The organism is Vallitalea sp. (assembly GCF_025211055.1).
Lineage (GTDB): Bacteria > Bacillota > Clostridia > Lachnospirales > Vallitaleaceae > Vallitalea.
The window spans coordinates 255,593-278,129 of the sequence record NZ_JAOARO010000057.1 but is presented as its reverse complement, the minus strand read 5'-3'; the positions used below and the strand labels follow the sequence as shown (position 1 = coordinate 278,129).

At 30.2% G+C, this 22,537-nt stretch carries 23 protein-coding genes and 1 riboswitch; of the genes, 20 read left to right on the top strand and 3 right to left on the bottom strand.

Annotated elements, in window-relative coordinates:
• The first annotated feature begins 44 nt into the window (after nt 1–44).
• From N4A55_RS08350 to N4A55_RS08340, 3 genes are all read left to right on the top strand, one after another.
• Nucleotides 45–167, top strand: coding sequence for a hypothetical protein (locus N4A55_RS08350; RefSeq protein ID WP_293755145.1), 123 nt, complete (start codon nt 45–47; stop codon nt 165–167).
• A gap of 161 nt (nt 168–328) precedes the next feature.
• Nucleotides 329–604 carry a hypothetical protein gene (locus tag N4A55_RS08345; RefSeq protein ID WP_293755144.1) on the top strand — a complete coding sequence of 92 codons (276 nt, stop codon included), beginning with the start codon at nt 329–331 and terminating at the stop codon, nt 602–604.
• 260 nt (nt 605–864) lie between these two features.
• Nucleotides 865–1,344 (top strand): hypothetical protein, encoded by a 480-nt coding sequence (locus N4A55_RS08340; RefSeq protein ID WP_293755143.1) that lies wholly within the window; start codon nt 865–867, stop codon nt 1,342–1,344.
• Between the two features lie 428 nt (nt 1,345–1,772).
• Here N4A55_RS08340 and N4A55_RS08335 read toward each other — a convergent pair whose 3' ends face one another.
• On the bottom strand, nt 1,773–2,531 hold the full coding sequence (locus N4A55_RS08335) for an abortive infection system antitoxin AbiGi family protein (protein WP_293755142.1): 759 nt from the start codon (nt 2,529–2,531) through the stop codon (nt 1,773–1,775).
• A 306-nt stretch (nt 2,532–2,837) separates the two neighbouring features.
• Between N4A55_RS08335 and N4A55_RS08330 the strand changes: the two genes are divergently transcribed.
• The gene (locus tag N4A55_RS08330) at nt 2,838–3,380 is read left to right on the top strand and encodes a hypothetical protein (protein WP_293755141.1); all 543 of its coding nucleotides are present in this window, start codon (nt 2,838–2,840) and stop codon (nt 3,378–3,380) included.
• Nucleotides 3,381–3,910: 530 nt separating this feature from the next.
• Complete coding sequence (locus N4A55_RS08325; RefSeq protein WP_293755140.1) at nt 3,911–5,206, top strand: peptidylprolyl isomerase; 1,296 nt, start codon at nt 3,911–3,913, stop codon at nt 5,204–5,206.
• Between the two features lie 102 nt (nt 5,207–5,308).
• On the opposite strand, the gene N4A55_RS08320 is transcribed toward N4A55_RS08325, so the two are convergent.
• Complete coding sequence (locus N4A55_RS08320; RefSeq protein ID WP_293755139.1) at nt 5,309–6,187, bottom strand: vanadium-dependent haloperoxidase; 879 nt, start codon at nt 6,185–6,187, stop codon at nt 5,309–5,311.
• 266 nt (nt 6,188–6,453) lie between these two features.
• Here N4A55_RS08320 and N4A55_RS08315 point away from each other — a divergent pair, with 266 nt between their 5' ends.
• Nucleotides 6,454–6,678 (top strand): NifU family protein, encoded by a 225-nt coding sequence (locus N4A55_RS08315; protein ID WP_293755138.1) that lies wholly within the window; start codon nt 6,454–6,456, stop codon nt 6,676–6,678.
• A gap of 76 nt (nt 6,679–6,754) precedes the next feature.
• Nucleotides 6,755–7,477, top strand: a complete 723-nt coding sequence (locus N4A55_RS08310) for a GntR family transcriptional regulator (protein ID WP_293755137.1) — start codon at nt 6,755–6,757, stop codon at nt 7,475–7,477.
• A gap of 117 nt (nt 7,478–7,594) precedes the next feature.
• Here the strand turns inward: N4A55_RS08310 and N4A55_RS08305 are convergent, their stop codons facing one another.
• Complete coding sequence (locus tag N4A55_RS08305) at nt 7,595–8,137, bottom strand: DUF6512 family protein (RefSeq protein WP_293755136.1); 543 nt, start codon at nt 8,135–8,137, stop codon at nt 7,595–7,597.
• Between the two features lie 398 nt (nt 8,138–8,535).
• Nucleotides 8,536–8,731, top strand: a riboswitch (Lysine riboswitch).
• 186 nt (nt 8,732–8,917) lie between these two features.
• On the opposite strand from N4A55_RS08305, the gene N4A55_RS08300 reads away from it, so the two are divergent.
• The 13 genes from N4A55_RS08300 (at nt 8,918) to hutH (ending at nt 22,508) form a co-directional block, all read left to right on the top strand.
• A complete protein-coding gene (locus tag N4A55_RS08300; protein ID WP_293755135.1) occupies nt 8,918–9,298 on the top strand; it encodes a hotdog fold domain-containing protein in 381 nt (126 codons plus the stop codon).
• Nucleotides 9,299–9,308: 10 nt separating this feature from the next.
• Entirely contained in the window at nt 9,309–10,127 is an 819-nt protein-coding gene (locus N4A55_RS08295) for a 3-keto-5-aminohexanoate cleavage protein (RefSeq protein ID WP_293755134.1), read from the top strand.
• Between the two features lie 53 nt (nt 10,128–10,180).
• Nucleotides 10,181–10,825 (top strand): CoA transferase subunit A, encoded by a 645-nt coding sequence (locus N4A55_RS08290; RefSeq protein ID WP_293755133.1) that lies wholly within the window; start codon nt 10,181–10,183, stop codon nt 10,823–10,825.
• Between the two features lie 19 nt (nt 10,826–10,844).
• Nucleotides 10,845–11,504, top strand: a complete 660-nt coding sequence (locus tag N4A55_RS08285) for a 3-oxoacid CoA-transferase subunit B (protein WP_293755153.1) — start codon at nt 10,845–10,847, stop codon at nt 11,502–11,504.
• A gap of 109 nt (nt 11,505–11,613) precedes the next feature.
• Nucleotides 11,614–12,648, top strand: coding sequence for an L-erythro-3,5-diaminohexanoate dehydrogenase (locus N4A55_RS08280; protein ID WP_293755132.1), 1,035 nt, complete (start codon nt 11,614–11,616; stop codon nt 12,646–12,648).
• Between the two features lie 18 nt (nt 12,649–12,666).
• Entirely contained in the window at nt 12,667–13,962 is a 1,296-nt protein-coding gene (ablA, locus tag N4A55_RS08275) for a lysine 2,3-aminomutase (protein WP_330666348.1), read from the top strand.
• Nucleotides 13,934–14,962 (top strand): hypothetical protein, encoded by a 1,029-nt coding sequence (locus N4A55_RS08270; protein ID WP_293755131.1) that lies wholly within the window; start codon nt 13,934–13,936, stop codon nt 14,960–14,962. The genes ablA and N4A55_RS08270 overlap by 29 nt, the downstream gene beginning before the upstream one ends.
• A 22-nt stretch (nt 14,963–14,984) precedes the next feature.
• Nucleotides 14,985–16,439 (top strand): MutS-related protein, encoded by a 1,455-nt coding sequence (locus tag N4A55_RS08265; protein WP_293755130.1) that lies wholly within the window; start codon nt 14,985–14,987, stop codon nt 16,437–16,439.
• A gap of 35 nt (nt 16,440–16,474) precedes the next feature.
• The gene (locus tag N4A55_RS08260) at nt 16,475–18,025 is read left to right on the top strand and encodes a lysine 5,6-aminomutase subunit alpha (protein WP_293755129.1); all 1,551 of its coding nucleotides are present in this window, start codon (nt 16,475–16,477) and stop codon (nt 18,023–18,025) included.
• Between the two features lie 15 nt (nt 18,026–18,040).
• Nucleotides 18,041–18,823 (top strand): OAM dimerization domain-containing protein, encoded by a 783-nt coding sequence (locus N4A55_RS08255; protein ID WP_293755128.1) that lies wholly within the window; start codon nt 18,041–18,043, stop codon nt 18,821–18,823.
• Nucleotides 18,824–19,388: 565 nt separating this feature from the next.
• A complete protein-coding gene (locus N4A55_RS08250; RefSeq protein ID WP_293755127.1) occupies nt 19,389–19,652 on the top strand; it encodes a hypothetical protein in 264 nt (87 codons plus the stop codon).
• 275 nt (nt 19,653–19,927) lie between these two features.
• Nucleotides 19,928–20,659 (top strand): glycerophosphodiester phosphodiesterase family protein, encoded by a 732-nt coding sequence (locus N4A55_RS08245; protein ID WP_293755126.1) that lies wholly within the window; start codon nt 19,928–19,930, stop codon nt 20,657–20,659.
• A 313-nt stretch (nt 20,660–20,972) separates the two neighbouring features.
• Nucleotides 20,973–22,508, top strand: coding sequence for a histidine ammonia-lyase (hutH, locus tag N4A55_RS08240; protein WP_443083823.1), 1,536 nt, complete (start codon nt 20,973–20,975; stop codon nt 22,506–22,508).
• The last annotated feature ends 29 nt before the right edge of the window (nt 22,509–22,537 follow it).

Sequence of the window (22,537 nt, the reverse complement as noted above, 5' to 3'; positions counted from 1 at the left end):
CTTCAAGTTTATGTTGATATAGAAGTATGAGGGAAACAGATATATTGAATGAAGTACTTGATTTATTAGTAGTAAATTATAGTAAGAGTGAAATCAATCAATTCATTTCTACATTACCAGAAAATCTTGCTGCTAAATTAAAATTTGAATATTTAAAGGTAGCATAATTAATTAACCCCTTCTTAAATACAGGGGGGTTTTTAATACTTACTAAATGTCAATTTACTACGTAGTTTTTTATTGTATATTGTTCAAATAACTGATATTATTATGATAATAAAAAGTAGAATTAAATAATTAATTTAAATAATTGAGTGTGGAGGTATTTATGAAAAAAGTTATTTTTGGGGGAATATTGATACTAGCTGGTGTAATGCTTATGGGAATTGTTTATATTCCTACTTCGATACAATGTATGGATTTGCATACATGGATGTCCAATCAAAAATTTATGTCGGCTATGCAAGAATTAGGTATTATATTTCCGTACCATTTGAGTATTATTCTTATAATAGTAGGGATAGTAATAGGATTAATTGGGTGCTTTGAAGATTCAATCTGTAAATTAATAAGTACCTATCATAAAGACAAAAGGACTGATTAGTACAATAACAATAAACATTGCTTTAGGACAGGTACATGACCAAATTTCTTAATTGAAGGTAATTATTTTATTGCTTATTATTAAATTATCTGTAAATATTTATAAGGAAATCCGTTATAATATAGATTAAACAATTATTTTGCGGGATAAGTTGAAATGCTTGTCCTTTTTTGCGTATTTAGCCAACGGTTATCGACAGACTTTTTTAGAAAGAAAGAGTAATATAAATAATATACTATGCAAAAAGAGGAGGAATTATAATGAAAAAAATTATTTTAGGTTTAATGTTAACGGTATGTTTGATAACAACACAAAACACTGTAATATTTGCTATTGGACCAAATGATGTTTTTGATGGAGATAATGACATCATGGAAAAAGCCTCTCAATTCAGATATCCCATAACAGGAGCTAATAGTATCGGTGGACCACCAAAAACATTATCTGAAAATGATAAAGTAGATTGGTATAAGTTTAAACCAGGAAAAGATGGGAAACTTAAAATAATTGTAGATGCAAATAAATTTGGTCCTGAACATGAAGATTATGATTTTAATCCAGATTTAAACTTTAATATTTATCTATATAATGATTATGGACAAAGAATAAATAGAGGCTGTTGGTCTTCTACATCGGCAACTTTAGACTATACAAGAGTTTATGATGATAGGTTCTATTATCTTGAAGTAAAAAGAATAAAAGGTAGTGGACAATATTATATATCTACATATCTAAGATGAAACTTATTTATACAGCATAGTTGACTTAGTATATATGTATACAATAGCATTAATATTTTTGGATGCAGTGGCAATTATAGTGGCATGGACTAAACAAAAAATTATTTCTACTGTTGGTATTAGTGCCATAGGTGGTTACATAGTAGTAAAGTACTTAATGAATAATTACGTATATCATGACTTTAGGAGAACCTACCTCCAATTACAGAAGTAGGTTCTTTTTTTATGCAAGAATATATTATTATGTGGTAAAGTCTAGTTAGTTTTTAATGTAGGACCTTATCTAAGCAGAAAAGAGTATAAACAATTAAGTTTTTGACTCCAATATGAAATAATTTGTGTATATAAATAATGGGAAATAGGATTTCTTAATATGGATTCGTTCGTTATTAAGAAGTCCTTTTCTTCAAGTATCTCTTTGTAGATAACTAAAAATTCATTTCTATGTCTTCTCTTTTAATAATTTTTGTTTTAACTATTTCTCTATATGGGTTATCTTTATAATTAGTATCAAAAAACTTGCATAGATAACGAATTTCTTCATTGGTTTTAACAATAATAAAGTTTATATCTTGTAATTCAAAGTTAAGGGTATGATAATTTTTCATGACTTCATTATATTCTTCAATCTTATCTTCTTGTATTTCTGAACTCAAATACAATTGTTTAATATTATCTTTTTTTATTATAATAGAATCTTTTTCTTCCTCCAATGGAATGTATCTCCACTCTCTTTCATTATAATAATCTCTAGCACCTGCTTCAATACGCACAGGTTTATAATTCATAAAAGTGTACTCAAGTGCTTTTTTTAGTCTATTTAAATCAAAATTGTCAGAGTTGATACTTTTGTTGTTGGTTATCATATCAATACATGCATCATATTGTATTTTTATTGCATGAATGAAGTTTGAGTTTTCATTATAATAGTTTATTGGATTAATCCTATTAGTCATTCCCCATTTTTTATTGAATCCAATGGCATAACAGCCATATTGTTCTATATGTTTTTTTACTAAAGACAATGGTATATCACAAAAACACTTCATCAGAATATAGACTGGTTCATCAAAAAAGACTGATTGTTCTCTATAATATCTAGGAGAAAATTTATTATTTAATATATCTTCCAAGAAAGAAAATTCCTTCATGAAATGAAATAAGGTTTCTGCACTAATAATACTCATATATCATAGCTTCCTTTTCTGTATTTTAATATCTTAGGGCAAAACTATATAAGTTGAATTATATAATATCTCACAGTTCACTTTGAGACTAAAATAGTTTGTAGTGGTATGATGTTATTTTATACAATGCAAATAAGATATATACAGAATATTTTACGTGATATTGTTGCTTATTCTCGAATTATCTGCTAATATTAAATGGGAATTTAAACAAGATTGTATATAATCAAATAGAAAAAATCTATGTAATAAATAAGTTTATACAATTAAAAAAGAAAATAACATTAATAAAAAAGGTGATTTTGCATGAAGAAAAAATATTATTTAATATTTATACCCATTATTTTGTTCTTATTAATATATTCATTGAGAGTAAATACTAATTTTAATAAGATGAAAGAAACATACGACAATAAACAGAAGATGATTATGAATGATCATATACTCAGCTTTAATATTATTGGCGATTTATATGGTGATGAAATATTAGAAACTGAATTTCCACAGATTGAAATACAGAACATAATAAATGCTCTGAAAAAAGCTGATATCAGTAATATGCATTTATTTGAAGATGATAGTTTAGATATTAGTAAATTCTATAGAGAATATACACATCTATTGGAGCAATACAAAATGGAACAGATTAGAGAGGGCGTTATTGAAGAGGAGCAAAAGTTCAAAGATGTCATTAACGACCTAAACATTATAAAAGGTTGGTTAGAAGATAGATATCATGATGATAACTACCAGCCATATACATATCAAGAATTGAAAGAGCAGTTAAATGATAAGTTGAAATATGCAAATTTTGATGGTATACATACCTTAACACTCATAGGAAACTAAATTGTAGATGGTCATTGGTTTGTTGTTGATGATGAAGTAATAGAAAAATATGTTGACAGTAAGCGGATTCATATTTTGTGGAATAATGTTACTAATGTTTTTAGAAGTTATTTAACGGTGTTTATTAAGATAATAAAACTTTTGGATATGGACTTAGTTATACATAGTTCCAATATAAAGATTTCATTCTAAGTTCTAATAAAATGACTAAGGATGATAAAATAAAATGGACAAGTGTATATAAAAAATTATCTAAATATTTTAATCTCAATATAGAAAAATGGAATGATGAATTTGATGATATTTATGAAGAACTCATAGAGGTAATATAAAATGTTTTATTTTGGTTGTCTTCATAACTTTTTATTGCCCTATGTCGTATTATCTGATATCATTATAATAATATAATTAAATAAAATTTTAATTATATTATTATTTGCATTATTTATACCGTATTTATGAATTAATCTTAATAAATAGTATAAATAACTTACATATGTGATTATTTACTTAGGACAAAGGAGGAAGAAATGAAGAATTTAAAGCATTTTATTTTAGGATTTGTTACTGCAACTTTTTTATTAGCTACTGTAATAGGGGTGTCAGCTAGTGGGTTAGTAAAAGATATAACCGCTAAGATATCTTATGAGATTAGAACAGTATTAGATGGTGAAGAATTTAGTCCAAAAGACACTGATGGAACTGAATTAGAACCAATCATATATAATGGAAGAACTTACTTACCTGTTCGTTCATTGTGTAATGCTCTCGGTTTATCAGTAGGATGGCAAAATAATACGAAAACAATTATACTATCTACAAAACCTAATACTAATTATGAAGATACTATAGTTACTATAAATGGTGAAAATAAAATTACACTTGGTGAAATTAATCTATATTTAGCACAAATAAAAGCTCAATACGAATCATATTTTGGAGCTAATGTGTGGGAACAAACGACAGAAGATGGAAAGTCTATTGCACAGATAGCTAAAGATAATGCACTTAGTTCAGTTCAATCTAGTAATATTATAGCTTCAGTAGCCAAACAAAAGGGGTTAAAATTATCTAATGAACAACAAAAGGGTATTGATACTAAAGTGAATAAATTCATGAGCACTTACAATAAGGAAGGTGCTAGCAAAAATGGCATTACTTCAGAAATTGTTAAAAAAACAATGGTAAACCAGAAGTTAGTAGAATTATTATTTAACAAAATTATGGAGAATTATACTGCAGATGAAGATAAACTTAATTCTATTTTAAACAAAAATATACAATATAAGGGATATCAAGAAAATGGTTATGAATATTATGCTAAGAAGGTTAGAGCAAGACATATATTAATAAAAACAGTAGATGCTAGTAATCAACCTTTATCAGAAAGTAAAAAGGCAGAAGCAAAAAAAGAAGCTGAAAAAATATTAGCTAAAGCTAAAGCAGGAAAAGATTTTGTTGCACTAGCAAAAGAGTATTCACAAGATCCTGGTTCTAAAGATAATGGTGGGGAATATACGTTCTCAAGAGGGAAAATGGTACCAGAATTTGAAGAAGCTGCTTTTAATCTGAAGCCAGGAGAAATAAGTAAAATTGTTGAAACTGTATATGGATATCATATCATTAAATTAGAAGAAGTGATAGAGCCTACAGAGGAAGATATTAAAGCAATAAAAGAAAGAGAAGCTCATATTAAGGAGCAAGCTATTGAAGAATTAAAGAAACAAGCTTTTAATAAAAAAGTTGAAGAATGGATAGCTGATTATAAAATAGAAATAAATGATAAAATTTGGAATAATGTTAAAATTACTGAACTTGAGCTTTAGATTGAATTGAGCATTTAAAAAGATTCATGAATGTGAGATATAGAAATCAAATAAAAAATCCATGTTACTAATGTTTATAGTAGCATGGATTTTTTAATTATACTAGTCATCATCCATAGTTAGGGAAGTACATTTCATACTACCAAAATCAGGTATGACTTGTTTGAATGGTGGAGGTGGTAGTTTAGGGTTTTTACTGACGAGTATTGGATAATCTATCTGAGAAAGATTGATATCATATTGTTTCCTTAGTTGTTCTACAACTATTCCACCTATTTGTCTGCCTAATCTTAGACCTTCTCTAAGGTCAATAGGATAATGGACTCCACCATAAAGTCTTGAAATAGCACATTGTCTAGCTAGTTCATTAAGTCTTTTCTTATCTGCTTCAAAAAAATAACTTAAAACTGTTTCAGCACAACCTGCTATAGTAGCATGACCAGCTGGGTAGCTAGGGTGTCTAGGGGTACATAAAAAAGTTTTTAAAGTTTGGTCCAATTGATTCGGTCTTGGAATCTGCCATCTAAACTTAAAATGCCATGCAATAACAAATGCATCATTTAATGCACCCTGTATAGCAGCAAGTATTCGAGCGGCTCTTGGTGCTGAGATGTTATAGGTAGTAATTAAAATATCTATAATAGGTGTGAATTGTTTTGTAGCAGGACCAGTACCCCAATAAGTTGCTACCTTTTTTTGAAAATTGGTTAAGTTATCAAGTGTTTCCTTCACAATGCTAAGCTGTTTTCCTTCAAAATCAATTCCTTGATCAGGACTTCTTATCTCAAAAGCTACAATATTTCCTTCAGGATCTAGAAATCTACCTTGTTCATCTCTTGAAAAGAAATAAGTAGGCCATGAACTTGCATAAGGTTCTTCTTTGGTGGGTACCCTTTTTTCTCCAGCATATGAAAGTTGTTCCCATTTATCAGGTATATTAATGTTTGTTTTTTTGCATGTTTCTTTTGCTATAATTATCACCACCTTCTAAAAAACTTGTCCATCAATAAAAAAAGTACTTTTGCTATATATTATGTTGTAATATTAATAATGTTACATATAACTATAAATTGGACAAAAATATACCTATTGTTGTATAAGAAAAAGAATAAATAATAATTAAATATTAAAATCAATTATTTTAAAAGTTGTATAATTTATATATGGGTTGACTAAAACTAAACACATAGGTTATTATAAACATAATTGGTTTCACCAATAAAATGTAAACTAGAGGAGATTAAATTATGAAAGATAAAGTAGAACAAGTATTAGATCAAGTTCGTCCAGGATTACAAAGTGATGGCGGCGATGTACAATTAGTAGAAGTAACAGAAGATGGTATTGTAAGAGTAGAATTACAAGGCTCATGTAAAGGATGTCCATTTTCTCAATTAACAGTTAAGAATTATATTGAGAAAGCCCTAAAAGAACAAATACCTGAAATCAAAGAAGTCCAAGCAGTAAACTAGTGAATTAGACATCCAATACTATTATATGGTAATATTATTAATGGATAATCATAAGTAACAAGATAGGAGGATAAGTATGCAGTATAATCCATCATTACCAGTATATATTCAGATAAAAGAAGATATAATCAGGAAAATACGATTGGGAATTTGGAAAGAAAACGAAAAAATACCATCAGAATTAAAACTAATGGAAGAATATCATTCAGGACGTGGAACAGTAAGAGAAGCTATTAAGTTAATTATAGACGAAGGCTATTTATATATAAAAAAAGGTATTGGAACTTTTGTTGCTCAAAGAGAAGTAGGAATATCTATTGAACCATTTGTGAGCTTGACATATTTTATTAAGATGCGAGGCTTGAATATAAGTACTAAGATATTAGAGAAAAAAGAAATTATAATAGATGCGGACTTATCTAAAAAAACGGGTATAAAAGAAAACACAAAATGCCTATATGTAAAACGACTTAGAATGATGGATGGGAGACCTATAGGACTAGAAGTCTTTCATTTTGTTTATGAAGAAGAGAACATTTTCAAAGACTTTAATTTTGAAAATGGTATATCCCATTACTTATTTGAAGAGCTAAAAGTTTCTGTAACCAAGATGAATATGGATCTAGAAATTGTAAAAGCTGTAGGGGAACAAAAAGAACTACTACAATTAAATGATGACAGTAAAATGATGATTTCTAATAGAGTTGTGTATGTGAATGAAAAAAAAGATATACTATATCATTTAAAATTCTATTGTGGAGAAAAACTCAGTAAAATAGGTATGGATAATTTTGTATAGAGAAACAGTATATTGTGTATAGATTTATAAAATAAAGCTGTTTGGTAATATATTTTATTAGCACTGACATAAAATATATTACTAGACAGCTATTTTGCTTTATAGAACACTCACTATTTAACTCTTAGGAGGTATTCCATAATATCCTGTTGTGGAATCTCTAAAGAAATCACACTGCAAAGGTCTAAACGTAAATAGAGTGATTATTAAAAACAAAAATAGAAAAATATAATAACCTATGAGATTTTTACAGTTATTTCCTTTTGGAGATTTTAATATAATATAACTTACCAATTGACCAACAAAAGCTCCAATAATATATGTTACTACATGAAGTACCATTTCACCTTCACCAAAAATGTACTCATATAAGAATATCAATAAATAAGTAGTTCCTATAAAAACTAGTGCGGATACAGCTTTTGCAAAAACAAAATTATTAACAACGTATCTTATAAAAAAATATTCAATGATACTTACTAAAATAACTGGGTAAAACATTATTTTGATATGTTCCCATTCACTTTCATTAACAGGACTAAAAACTCCTATTAACGTACATTCGGTCCATTCATATAAGAAGTGAAATAAACTTCCAACAAGTATTATTGCAATTGCTGATACAATTTCAGCTATAATAACCTTTTTATGGTCATCCATAAAAACCACCACCTTCATATGTCTATAGTATATGTCAATGAACTTTAAATAATAGTTATATCTTAATAAAAGTTAATAAAATGTACACTTTTATTTAATTATAATTATTAAACATTAAAAAAATACTTTGAATGATAAAAGTATTATCAGAATAATTGAATATTAAAATAGAAGATGATAATATAAAAACATACCCCTAAGTCTTCTAAAGATAATTATAATAGTAATCTGAAATATTATAATATTATAAGTCTAATAACATACTAAAATGACCCCAACCTAACTATATCATGATTATTTTATAACTATATAAAATAGTAATTTGACAAACACAATCAAATAATAAATTGAATATGATTATTATGTAGATTCATATAACAATCTATATAAATATATAAAACATGAATAGAGGCGCAAAGGAGAGGGTAATCTTTAATTGTTAAGGAGAAGAACCTCCAATATTAAAGATGAATGGTTCCTTTGCCGAAAGAGTATGTTGGTTCTTAAATATATTCTTGGTGATAATGCTAATACATTATCACTGCCATAAGGGATGATTATATATCCTAAGTTTTATGGAGAGCTATTTATGTATTGAAAATAAGATTTCATTACATAAATAGCTTTTATTAACCAAAAGCATTGAAATCTTATTTTCAGTGCTTTTCTTGCGTTATATGACTGGATTTAGGGTGTGAAATTGAGTAAAGGGAGTTGATAAAAACATTTTAAGGTTATTACTTAGGAGTACCTTGCGTTTGGAAGAAAGGAGTTAGGTAGATGAAATCATTAATAAGATTAAGAATGAGTTGTCATGACGCTCATTATGGGGGAAATCTAGTTGATGGAGCTAAGATTTTACAACTTTTTGGTGATGTAGCAACAGAATTATTGATTATAAATGATGGGGATGAAGGATTATTCAAAGCATATGACAATATTGAATTCATAGCTCCTGTATATGCAGGTGATTACATAGAATGCGAAGGACAGATTACTGGTTTTGGAAACACTTCAAGAAAAATGGTATTTGAAGCAAGAAAAGTTATAAGACAAAGACCAGATATAAATGACTCAGCGGCTGAGGTTATGGAAGAGACTATTGTAGTATGCAAGGCTAGTGGAACATGTGTAGTTCCTAAGGACAAACAAAGAAAGTAGGTAAGTAGTTATGGAAAAATTAATAATTACAGCAGCTATTTGCGGAGCAGAAGTTACTAAGGAACATAATCCTACTGTACCTTATACTGTGGATGAAATTGTCAGTGAAGCTGAAAAAGCTTATAAAGCTGGAGCAAGTATCATTCATCTACATGTAAGAGAAGATGATGGAACTCCTACACAAGATAAAAATAGATTCAAAGAATGTATAGATGGAATAAAAGAAAAATGTAAAGATGTAATCATTCAACCATCCACGGGTGGGGCAGTTGGGATGACAAATGAAGAGAGATTACAGCCAATATATCTTGATCCAGAGATGGCAACACTTGATTGTGGAACTTGTAATTTTGGTGGTGACGATATTTTTGTTAACACTGAAAACACAATAATAGAGTTTTCAGAAAAAATCTATGGTCTAGGTATAAAGCCTGAAATAGAGGTTTTTGACAAAGGTATGGTTGATATGGCACTTAGATTATACCAAAAAGGTATTCTAAAAGCGCCACTCCATTTTAACTTTGTATTAGGAGTTAACGGAGGAATAGCCGCAACACCTAGAGATCTAATATACTTAGTGGACAGTATTCCAGATGATGCAACTTATACAGTAACTGGTATAGGGCGAAATGAATTCAATATGGCTGCAATAAGTATTATTATGGGTGGACACGTCAGAGTAGGTTATGAGGATAATATTTACATGAAAAAAGGTGTTTTAGCAAATTCCAATGGAGAACTTGTGGAAAAAGCAGTGACGTTGGCAAAAGAACTTGGAAGAGAAATTGCAACTCCAGATGAAGCAAGAAAAATATTAGGTATAGTTTAAGAGTCAAACAAGGAGAAGGTTTATATAAATAATATTTTAAAAGAGGTGAAAAGGTGAATAAATTAGTTAGCAAAGATGATTTAAAGCCTTTGTTAAAAGATGGTTCAGTCATTATGGTAGGTGGTTTCTTAGGATGTGGTACCCCAGAAACAATTATTGACTTAATAATTGAAATGGGTATCAGAGATCTTACAATAATTGGTAATGATACTAGTTATGAAGATAAAGGGGTAGGTAGGTTAATAGTTAATAGACAGGTTAAAAAAGTAATAACATCACATATTGGAACTAATCCTGTCACTGGAGAATTAATGAATAGTGGCGAGCTAGAAGTAGAGTTGTCACCACAAGGAACTCTTATAGAGAGAATACGAGCAGGTGGATTTGGATTAGGTGGAGTTCTTACTCCTACAGGTGTGGGTACTTTAGTTGAAGAAGGTAAAGAAATTATAAAAGTTAAGGATAAGAATTATTTACTTGAAATGCCTCTAAGAGCTGATTTAGCAATTATTCGAGGAAGTGTTGTTGATAAATTCGGCAATACAATTTATAAAGGAACTACAAGAAACTTTAATCCCATGATGGCTATGGCAGCTGATACTGTTATAGTAGAAGCAGAAGAATTAGTTGAGTCAGGAGAACTTGATAAAGAAAGTATTATAACACCAGGTGTTGTGATTGACTACATAATTAACTAAGATGGGGGTGGATTTTTTGATAGATAAAAAGTTAGGTAAAGAAATAATTGCTAAGAGAGTGGCAAAAGAACTTAAGAGTTGTCAGCTAGTTAATCTGGGTATTGGTCTTCCAACAAAAACAGCCAATTATATTCCAGAAGGCATAGAGGTAAGTTTTCAATCAGAAAATGGTATGACAGGCATGGGTAAATTATCTCCTGAGGAAAATGAAAACAAAGACATTATAAATGCTGGCGGAGGATACGTGAGTATATTACCTGATGGAGCTTTTTTTGATACTAGTTTGTCATTTGGTCTTATAAGAGGAGGACACGTGGATCTCACTGTTCTTGGAGCACTTGAAGTTGATAAGATGGGTAATCTTGCAAGCTGGATTATACCAGGAAAATTGGTTCCAGGTATGGGCGGAGCTATGGACCTTGTCACAGGTGCTAAGAAAGTAATAATAGCTATGCTTCATACTGCAAAAGGTAAACCTAAGATATTAGATAAGTGCACATTACCATTAACAGCAAAAGGAGTCATAGACCTTATAGTAACAGAGCTTGGAGTAATGGAAGTAACTGACAAAGGAATAGTGTTAAAAGAAATAAATAAAGATACAACAATAGAAGAAATAAAAGCTTTAACAGCTTGTGAACTTATTATTGATGATAATTTACAAGTGATGAAAGTGTAAGTAGTTAATAAGATTTTTATGGGTTATTTATATATTGATACAATGTTTCGGTTGATAATTTAGAGTAAAATTTTGATAAATATATTATTTTGAAAGGATTGATTAAATTATGAGAGGTTGCAAATACGGGACACATAGAGTTATAGAGCCAAAAGGAGTATTACCACAAGCTGCACAGAAAATATCTAACGATATGAAAATATATGATAATGAAATGCTTATTGATATCCAAGCACTAAACATAGATTCAGCGAGTTTCACTCAAATAAAAGAGGTTTGTAATAAAGACAAAGAAAAAATGAAAGCTATGATAATGGAGATTGTTGCTAAAAGAGGTAAAATGCAGAATCCAGTAACTGGTTCTGGTGGTATGCTAATAGGTACAATCAAAGAAATGGGAAGCGACTTAGAAGACAGAGACTTGAAAGTCTCTGATAAAATAGCTTCATTGGTATCACTTACGCTTACTCCACTTAAAATAGATGAAATATTGGATATTAAGATGGACATTGACCGTGTAGAAGTAAAAGGTACTGCTATTTTATTTGAAAGCGGTATATATGCTAAGCTTCCTAATGATATGGAAGAAACATTAGCACTTGCAGCACTTGATGTAGCAGGAGCACCAGCTCAAACTAGAAAACTAGTTAAAAAGGATCAAACAGTTCTTGTATTAGGAGCTAATGGAAAATCAGGTTTATTATGCTGTTACGAAGCAAGAAAACAAGTAGGCGAAAATGGTAAAGTAATAGGTATGGTTAGAAGTGAAAGCAAGAAAAAATTTTTGGAAGAAACAGGATTCTGTCATGATATCATCCTTGCTGATGCTACTAATCCTACAAAAGTATTAGAAGAAGTTATGAAAGTAACTGATGGAAAAGAAATTGATGTTGCAATAAACTGCGTTAATATCCCAAATACTGAGATGTCAACAATACTTCCTGTAAGAGAAGAAGGAATAGTATATTTCTTTTCAATGGCTACAAGCTTCACAAAAGCTGCACTTGGAGCAGAAGGTATTGGAAAAGACGTTAACATGATTATTGGAAATGGATATTCTAAGGATCATGCTGATATTACACTAGAAGATGTTAGAGAAAGTAAAATAATCAGAGATATCTTTGAAAAAATGTATTTAAACTAATTATAGGAAGGAAATTTTGTGGGGTGTAAAATGGAAAAAAGCAGAAGGTATGATTATTATAATAATGTTAGTGATAACGATTGGAATGATTGGAAGTGGCAGATAAAAAACAGGATAAGAAATGTTGAAGAGTTAAAAAAATATTTACCACTTAATGAATCAGAAGAAGAAGGAATCAAAAAATGCTTGCAATCACTAAGGATGGCCATTACACCATACTACTTATCCCTTATCGATAAGAATGATGAAAATGACCCTATCCGAAAACAAGCTGTACCTAATAGCTTAGAATTACACACATCAACGGTTGACTTCATTGACCCCCTATCAGAAGATGCACACTCACCTGTGCCCGGGTTGGTTCATCGATATCCTGATAGAGTGTTGTTTTTAGTAACTGATCAATGTTCTATGTATTGTAGGCACTGCACTCGTAGAAGATTTGCAGGACATACAGATAAAGAACTGCCAATGAATAGGATAAATACAGCCATAGAATATATTGCTAATACACCAGTTGTTAGAGATGTATTGTTATCTGGTGGAGATGCCCTATTATTATCAGATGACAAACTAGAATCCATAATAAAGAAATTACGAGAAATTCCTCATGTAGAGATAATCAGAATAGGTACTAGGACACCTGTTGTTTTGCCTCAGAGAATAACAGATAATCTTGTAGGTATGTTAAAGAAATATCATCCAATATATATTAATACACATTTCAACCATCCTAATGAGATTACGAAAGAATCAAAAGAGGCATGTGAAAAATTAGCAGATGCAGGAATTCCACTTGGCAATCAATCAGTTCTGCTTAAGGGTGTAAATGATTGTGTATTCGTAATGAGAAAATTGGTAAATGAATTGGTTAAGATAAGAGTAAAACCATATTATTTATATCAATGTGATCTTACAGTCGGTATAGAACATTTTAGGACTTCTGTAGCAAAAGGTATTGAAATCATAGAAGGTCTTCGTGGACATACGTCTGGACTTTGTGTACCTACTTTTGTTGTTGATGCACCTGGTGGAGGCGGAAAAATACCAGTAATGCCTAATTACCTTATTTCTCAAGGGCATAATAAGATTGTTCTTAGAAACTTTGAAGGAGTTATAACAACTTATAAAGAACCAAACCATTATGAACCAGCATGTAATTGTGAGGTATGCAGACATGAAAAAGAAACCCATATGGTTGGGGTGGCTGAATTATTATCTAATAATGAAAAATCATTGATAGAGCCAGAAGGTCTGGAAAGAAAAATGAGAGGGTATGGACACCTTGAAAAAATTACTGCAAAGGTTAACTGAATATAACAGCATATCAATTATTGGTATGGATAAAAATGTTGGAAAGACAACTACATTAAATTTCATAATAAACAAGGCTAGGGGTAGATATACCCTTGGCCTTACCTCCATTGGAAGAGATGGAGAAGAAAAAGATATGGTTACAGGCACTAACAAGCCAAAAATATACATTGGTAAAAATACTCTTGTAGCAACAGCCAAGAAATGTCTCATGAATAGTGACGTAACTATGGAGATTGTTGATACTACTGGTATTGATACACCAATGGGAGAAATTATAATCATTAGGTCCTTAAGCGATGGCTATATAGAATTAGCTGGACCTTCAGTAAATATCTACATGAAAGATATTTGTATCAAACTAAAAGATTATGGATGTGATTATGTATTATGTGATGGTGCCGTTTCAAGAAAAACATTTGCATCACCAACAATTACTGATGGAACCATATTATGTACTGGTGCATCACTCAGCAATGATATAAACAAAGTGGTATATGAAACTGTACACACAGTGAATCTATTATCTATCAAAGAAAATGAAGATATCAATCTATTGAATCTATTAAAGAAAAACCGTGATTACAAGGTATGTTTAATTGATAAGGATTATGGTATAAGAAATCTTCCTATTCTAACAGCATTAGAAGCATCAGGAGATATCGTCAATAATATCAATGAACATACAAAATATGTAGTTATCAAAGGGATAATATCAGATAGATTACTTCTAGGAATCATTGGAAGCACACAGTTATACAAACAAATAAAAATTATTATTGAAGATGGTACTAAGATGTTCGTTAGTGAAAAAGTATATAATATATTTCTAAGAAGCGGTGGAATGATTGAAGCATTGAATAGGATAAATCTAATAGGAGTTACTGTTAATCCAGTATCCCCATATGGTTATGAATTTGACAAAGATAGACTCAAGTCATTAATTAGTGGTGAAATCAATTTACCTGTCTATAATGTAATGGATGATGAAAAATATTAGGGAGGTGGTTATAATAAAATATTTGGATAATAAGATAAAGGAAGAGATTGGTTTTAATTATGTATTGAATAAATTATCTATCAATACTCCCTATGGAATGGCTGTCAAGAAAAAAATCAGGGTCTATAGAAAAGAAGAATATAATTTACTTCGTAATGAACTAGACAATGTTGAAAAAATCATTGCTAGTTTTCACAGAAACAAAGAGGTATATAGTGAAATTGAAAGAACTATGATGGAGTTTAAGGATATAACTAATCTTATTAGAAGATATAGCAGAAATTATATACTAGATGAAGTGGAATTGTTTGAAATCAAGAGTTTTGCAATAAATACACAAAAGTTGTTGAGTACATATAAAAATCTTAGTCTTGATATAGATATAAAATTTCAATCCATGAAAAGTACTATTAAACTGTTGAATCCAGATAATAAGACTTCTCACACTTTTTATATATATAATGCTTATAGCATAGAACTTGAAGAGGTTAGAAATAAGAAGATACAGTTAGAAAAACTTATATTCAAGGAAGAAAATCAAGAGAGAATAAAAACACTAAAAAGTGAAAGATTGGATTTGGTAGTTGAGGAAGAGAAGTTAGAGAGTAACATAAAGAAAAGTTTGAGTAAAAAAATTTATGATTATATAGATGATATAAAGCATAATATTGATGCAATAGGAAGATTGGATATGCTTATTGCAAAAGGCAGGATTGCAATAAAATATTTGGCTGTAAAACCTAAGATACTGGAAGAAGTCAATATATATTTTAAGGATATGAAAAATCCAAAAGTGATAAATTATCTAAGAGAGAACAATAAAGATTATATACCTGTAAGTATTAGTTTGAAAAAAGGGGTTACAGTCATTACAGGAGCTAATATGGGAGGAAAGAGTGTTACAATAAAAACAATGGTTCTTAATCTATTATTAGCCTTAATGGGTTTTTATGTATTTGCAGAAGAAGCTTATGTAGCTATGATGGACTTCGTATACTTGATATCAGATGATATGCAGTCAATAAGTGAAGGTCTTAGTTCTTTTGGTGCAGAGATAATCAAAATAAATGAAGCTATCAAAGATATTAAGACAGGTAATGGATTCATAGGATTAGACGAATTCGCAAGAGTAACCAATCCAGGAGAAGGAGTCATTCTACTAAGTTCTTTATGTAGATTCCTTAAAGATTATAATACGGTAAGTCTTATATCAACACATTATGATGGCATTATTGATAAGGATATGAAACATTATCAAGTTGTAGGACTTAAAAATGTTGATGAGAACAATTTGAAAAATATAATTAATATAGACAGAGAAGATTCCACTCACATTATTCAAGAAAAAATGGATTATAGATTAGAGATTGTAGATGAGCATTGTGCTGTTCCAAAAGATGCCATTAAGGTGGCTAAGCTATTAGGACTTGATGAAAAAATATTAGACTATACAGAAGCAATGATAAAAAATTCTTAGGTAATATTTATTTTAAGAGAAGGTTGGTGGGTATGATGGAAAGTAAAATAAATCTTAACATGGAGTTAGTAGATGATTGTAGAAACTCAGCAAGAAACATTGCTACGGATACACAAGAATTCATTGAAAGACATACGACTGTTTCTGTAGAGAGAACTGTATGTAGATTGTTAGGTATTGATGGTGTCAATGACTATATGGTTCCACTTCCTAATGTTGTGGTTGATAATATTAAAAAGGGAGAAGGATTATCCAGTGGTGCAGCTATTTACATAGGTAATGCTATGCGAGAGTATTCTATGACACCACAAATGGTAGCAGAAAAAGTAGCAAATGAGGAAATTGATTTGACCAAGATTCCAATGGGGGATATATTTGATATAAAACTAGAACTTGATAAGACGGCAAAAGAAACAGTAGCAAAGATAAGAAAAAATAGTAATAGACGTGAAAAGTTATTAGAAGAATTTGGAGATAAGACAGAACCTTATCTATATGTCATAGTTGCTACAGGTAATATATATGAAGATATAACTCAAGCTGTAGCAGCAGCTAAGCAGGGAGCAGATATCATTGCTGTCATAAGAACAACAGGGCAGAGTCTTCTTGATTATGTCCCATATGGAATAACTACAGAAGGATTTGGAGGTACTTATGCTACACAAGAAAACTTTCGCTTAATGAGAGAAGCTCTAGACGAGGTTTCTATAGAACTAGGGAGATATATAAGATTATGTAATTATTGTTCAGGATTATGTATGCCTGAAATAGCAGCAATGGGAGCTATTGAAAGATTGGATGTAATGCTTAATGATGCTCTATATGGAATACTTTTTAGGGATATTAATATGCAGAGAACAATGATAGACCAGCACTTTTCCAGAATCATCAATGGTTATGCAGGTGTAATTATCAATACTGGCGAAGATAATTATCTAACCACTTCAGATGCAGTTGAAGAAGCACATACTGTTCTAGCTTCACAATTCATCAATGAACAATTTGCTTTGCTTGCAGGGTTAAAAGAAGAATTAATGGGACTTGGTCATGCATTTGAGATGAATCCTGAATTAAAAGATGGTTTTTTGATGGAACTTGCTCAAGCTCAAATGGCAAGAGAGATTTTTCCGAAAGCTCCGTTGAAATATATGCCTCCAACAAAATTTATGACAGGTAATATTTTCAAGGGGCATGTTCAGAACACATTATTTAATATGGTTTCAATTCTAACCAATCAAAAGATACATTTATTAGGTATGCTGACAGAAGCCATACATACACCTTTTATGGCAGATAGGGCTTTATCAATAGAAAATGCTAGATATATCTTTAACAACATGCACTCTCTTGGAGAGGAGATAACTTATAAAAAAGATGGCATTATTCAAAATAGAGCTAAAGAAGTTCTTGGAAAAACTAATGATCTGTTGCTTGAAATAGAAAAAGAAGGACTTTTTAAGACTCTTGAAAAAGGCATATTTGCTGGTGTTAAGAGACCTATAGATGGTGGTAAAGGATTAGATGGAGTAATAATGAAGGATAGAGAATATTATAATCCTTTCATTGAATTGATGTTAGATAAATAGATAGGAGTGGTATGTATGAGTGGTGGTTTGTATTCTATGGAGAAAAGGGATTATGATACAACCCTTGATCTATGTAAGTTAGCTCCCTATGGAGATACAATGAATGATGGTAAGGTACAGTTAAGTTTTACATTACCAGTTGTTGATGATGAAAATGGAATGGAAGCAGCTAAGATTCTGGCTAAGAAAATGGGTATTGCAGAGCCTTCGGTGGTTTGCCATAATGCTTTAGATAAAGAGTTTACTTTTTATGTTGTATATGGTGGTGTGAGTCATAGAGTAGATTATACCAAAATCCATGTTGAGCGTATTGAAGTGGATACTATGGATATGAAAGAGATTAATAATTACATAAGAGAGCATATCAAAAGAAAAGTTGTAATAATTGGAGCCAGTACAGGCACTGACGCTCATACTGTAGGTATAGATGCGATTATGAATATGAAGGGTTATGCTGGACATTATGGATTAGAGAGGTATGATATGATTGATGCTTATAATCTTGGCAGTCAAGTACCTAATGAGGAGTTTATTAAGAGGGCTATAGAGTTGAAAGCTGATGTTCTTTTGATTTCACAGACAGTAACACAAAAGAATATACATATTGCTAATTTGACTAATCTTGTTGAATTACTGGAAGCCGAGGGATTGAGAGATAAGATTATACTTGTATGTGGTGGACCAAGAATCACGCATGAGTTGGCAAAAGAATTAGGTTTTGATGCTGGTTTTGGACCAGGTAAGTATGCTGATGATGTAGCTTCTTTTGTGGTAACACAAATGAAGGAGAAGATTTAGCCCATTGCTGGTAAAATATTACAAAAATATTACATTCTTAATATAGGTTGCAATTTGCTTAGTAATAGTATATAATAGTTATCGGTTAAGATATTTAAAACATTATAATATAAAAGAGAAAAAAGGAGGTTGTGTACAAATGTTAAACATAATAGTAATGAACAAAAAACAAACTTCATATTGTAATAATGTTATACACGACTTAGACCTTTTTGGAATTCATATGTAGTAATGAATTAATTATAGATAATAACAGCCGTAGGTCATGTATAATGCTCTATGGTTTTTTTATGTATAAAATAGCTTTCAAAATAAGCCATAGGGTAGACCCTATGGTTTTTTCTATGTTTGTAACCTTTATTGGATTACATATAATTCTTAGGATAAAGGAGGTTAAATAAATATGATGGTGATAAAATTATAACTAATATGTAGGCTAGAATATAATGGGAGGATACTTATGAATACAATAAACAGAACATTGGGATTAGATATTTAAAAACGGAACAATAGTGAAAAATGTAGAATAATCATAATAAATTGAAGAATAACAGGAGTTGATACTATGAGTGACATATCAATAATACAACATATAGATAATAGAAATAACAGGGAATATAAGGACAGCATCAAGGAGGGAATAAGAATGTCGGTTATAAGTATGGCTATGAGTGTAGGAACTTTTAAAGTAAATTTGACGGTTAACAAAAGTGATGAACTAGTTAAAAAGAAAAGTAAGAACCATCAAACCCAAAACAGGATAAAAGAAGCCATTAGGGCAAAAAATCAAAAGTTAGATGAATATTCAATGTGTAATTTTTTGATATAAGATAATATCCAACAAATATAATATTAAATTATAATAGGAACTAGAATATATAGCCTGTATGGGGGTATATATCTGGTTCTTATTTAATTAGAATGATATATAAAATAATTAGAAATATTATTTTGAAATAAAAGATATTGTATTTTGATAACTATAGGTGCTACAATGTATAATATAAATGAATTACCCGCAATTAAAAGATTATTGAATTTATTTAAAGAAATTAACATTCGATTAATCAGAACTATCAATAAATTTTAGGAAGAAGGATTAATATGGATTCAAGAATGAAATGGTTATCAGAGGATAAAATAGCTCATAGGGGATATCATAATAGCAGATACCCAGAGAATTCAATGGGAGCTTTCAAGAGAGCCATAGAACATGGATTTTCAATTGAGTTGGACATACATATGTTATTAGATGGAGAGATAGTTGTTTATCATGATGATAATTTAAAAAGATTAACAGGTGTAGATAAGGAAATAGAAAAATGTACATATGAAGAAATAAAAAACATTAAGTTATTAGATACTAATGAAACTATTCCTTTGTTTAAAGATGTATTAAATGAGGTAGATGGAAAAGTAGGTATTATGATAGAATTGAAGACAAGGGGTAAGGCTGGGCATTTGGAAAAAAAGACATATGAAATGCTTAAAAATTATAAAGGAAGATTTATAATCCAATCCTTCAATCCTTTTTCTGTGGCATGGTTTCATAAAAATGCACCAGAGATTGTCAGAGGTCAGCTTTCAGGATATTTCAAAGATGATGATTTATCACTTTTATCTAAGATATTACTAAGAAATTATATATTAAATTTCTTGAGTAAACCTGACTTCATTAATTACGATATTAATTATCTACATAGATTGCCAATAAAAATAATAAGATGTAAAGGCAAATTTATTTTTGGATGGACAGCTAGAAGTAAGAAGGAATATTATGATGCGTTGAAGAGATGTGAAAATGCTGTATTCGAAGATTTTAATCCTTGCGAGTAGACCCTAAAATTAGTGTTTTATTAGATTAACACCGAGTTAACAATCTAAGCTAGAGTTATCTAGCTCTTTTTTTTTATCTTATAGGGGGAAAGATATTAGTATATTAAAAATATTCTTGAAAATATTATTCTATCACCCCTTTATCGTGGTAAAACTCTAACTTATAATAGAAATTTCAAAAAATATTGATTATATTCTTGGTATGGTTTACAATTTAATTAGACATTATAAAAAGATTATTTACAAAGAAGAAAATACTATTTTGTAAATATAACGGCAAACATTTCTAAAGAATATACAAAAAATAAGTGGGGTGTTTTTATTGGATACTGTTTATGTTGACGGAAATAATTTAACATTAGAAGAAGTAGTAAATGTTGCTAGACACAACAAAAAAATTGGGATTTCAAAAGAAGCAATAGAAAAAGTTAATAAATCAAGAAAGTATGTTGATGAAATAGTTGACAAAGAAAAGATCGTCTATGGAATTACTACTGGTTTTGGTAAATTTAGTAATGTAGTTATCTCAAAAGATCAAGTAGAAAATCTCCAGTCAAGTTTGATTAAGAGTCATGCTTGTGGTGTTGGTAATCATTTTCCTATTGAAACTGTCAGAGCAATTATGCTCCTTAGAGTTAATGCACTTACAAAAGGTTATTCAGGTATAAGGCTTACAACACTTAATACATTAGTAGAAATGATTAATAAAGGAGTTCATCCAGCTATTCCAGAAAAAGGCTCTCTTGGTTCTAGTGGTGATTTGGCACCTCTAGCCCATATGGTATTAGTTATGTTAGGAGAAGGCCAAGCATATTATAAAGGCGGATTGCTAAGTGGTAAAGAGGCTATGGATCAAGCTGGTATCAGGCCAATTGGTCTAAGTGCAAAAGAAGGTCTTGCACTTATTAATGGAACTCAGGTACTTACAGCAGTAGGTGCCCTAGCTACATATGATGCAATAAAACTTGCAAAACTGTCAGATGTATCAGCATCTCTTACTTTTGAAGCATTAAGAGGTATTACAGATGTTTTTGATGAAAAGGTACATCTGTTAAGAAATCATATCGGTCAAATGAAATGTTCAAAAAATATGTTGAAAATATTAGAAGGTAGTAATCTTACAACAAGACAAGGGGAAATAAAGGTACAGGACCCTTACTCTTTACGATGTGTTCCACAGATACATGGAGCAAGTAAGGACGCAATTAATTATGTACTTGATAAGGTTAATAAAGAAATAAATGCAGCAACTGACAATCCATTAATATTCCCAGATGAAGATGAAGTTATATCATGTGGTAATTTTCATGGTCAGCCTATGGCATTAGCATTCGATTTTCTTGGTATTGCACTTGCTGAACTAGCTAACTCAGCTGAAAGGAGAATAGAAAGATTAGTTAATCCTAATCTCAGCGGTTTGCCAGGATTCTTAACAGAACATGGGGGACTTAACTCAGGTTTCATGATAGCTCAATACACAGCGGCTTCACTGGTTTCTGAAAATAAAGTATTAGCTCATCCAGCAAGTGTTGATTCTATACCATCTTCAGCTAATCAAGAAGACCATGTAAGCATGGGATCTATAGCTGCAAGAAAGGCAAGAGATATACTCTATAACACTACTAGAGTTATTGCTATAGAGCTTCTATCAGCTTCACAAGCATTAGAATTCAGAGAAGGTAAAATATTAGGAAAAGGTACAAAAGTAGCATATGAATTAGTTAGGACAGAAGTTGACAAATTAATGGAAGATAGAATTATGTATGTGGATATTGAAAAAATAATTGCTTTAGTTACAAGCAATAAAATGATAGATAAAGTAGAAGTAAGTATCGGAGAATTGCTGTAAATATATTTTATTATATTAAGGGGATGGTT

Bases quoted from the DNA above. Each gene is read 5' to 3' on its own strand.
- N4A55_RS08345 (WP_293755144.1), top strand. From the start codon at position 329: ATGAAAAAAGTTATTTTTGGGGGAATATTGATACTAGCTGGTGTAATG.
- N4A55_RS08340 (WP_293755143.1), top strand. From the start codon at position 865: ATGAAAAAAATTATTTTAGGTTTAATGTTAACGGTATGTTTGATAACA.
- N4A55_RS08335 (WP_293755142.1), bottom strand. From the start codon at position 2,531: ATGAGTATTATTAGTGCAGAAACCTTATTTCATTTCATGAAGGAATTT.
- N4A55_RS08330 (WP_293755141.1), top strand. From the start codon at position 2,838: ATGAAGAAAAAATATTATTTAATATTTATACCCATTATTTTGTTCTTA.
- N4A55_RS08325 (WP_293755140.1), top strand. From the start codon at position 3,911: ATGAAGAATTTAAAGCATTTTATTTTAGGATTTGTTACTGCAACTTTT.
- N4A55_RS08315 (WP_293755138.1), top strand. From the start codon at position 6,454: ATGAAAGATAAAGTAGAACAAGTATTAGATCAAGTTCGTCCAGGATTA.
- N4A55_RS08310 (WP_293755137.1), top strand. From the start codon at position 6,755: ATGCAGTATAATCCATCATTACCAGTATATATTCAGATAAAAGAAGAT.
- N4A55_RS08305 (WP_293755136.1), bottom strand. From the start codon at position 8,137: ATGGATGACCATAAAAAGGTTATTATAGCTGAAATTGTATCAGCAATT.
- N4A55_RS08300 (WP_293755135.1), top strand. From the start codon at position 8,918: ATGAAATCATTAATAAGATTAAGAATGAGTTGTCATGACGCTCATTAT.
- N4A55_RS08295 (WP_293755134.1), top strand. From the start codon at position 9,309: ATGGAAAAATTAATAATTACAGCAGCTATTTGCGGAGCAGAAGTTACT.
- N4A55_RS08280 (WP_293755132.1), top strand. From the start codon at position 11,614: ATGAGAGGTTGCAAATACGGGACACATAGAGTTATAGAGCCAAAAGGA.
- N4A55_RS08260 (WP_293755129.1), top strand. From the start codon at position 16,475: ATGGAAAGTAAAATAAATCTTAACATGGAGTTAGTAGATGATTGTAGA.
- N4A55_RS08255 (WP_293755128.1), top strand. From the start codon at position 18,041: ATGAGTGGTGGTTTGTATTCTATGGAGAAAAGGGATTATGATACAACC.
- N4A55_RS08250 (WP_293755127.1), top strand. From the start codon at position 19,389: ATGAGTGACATATCAATAATACAACATATAGATAATAGAAATAACAGG.
- N4A55_RS08245 (WP_293755126.1), top strand. From the start codon at position 19,928: ATGGATTCAAGAATGAAATGGTTATCAGAGGATAAAATAGCTCATAGG.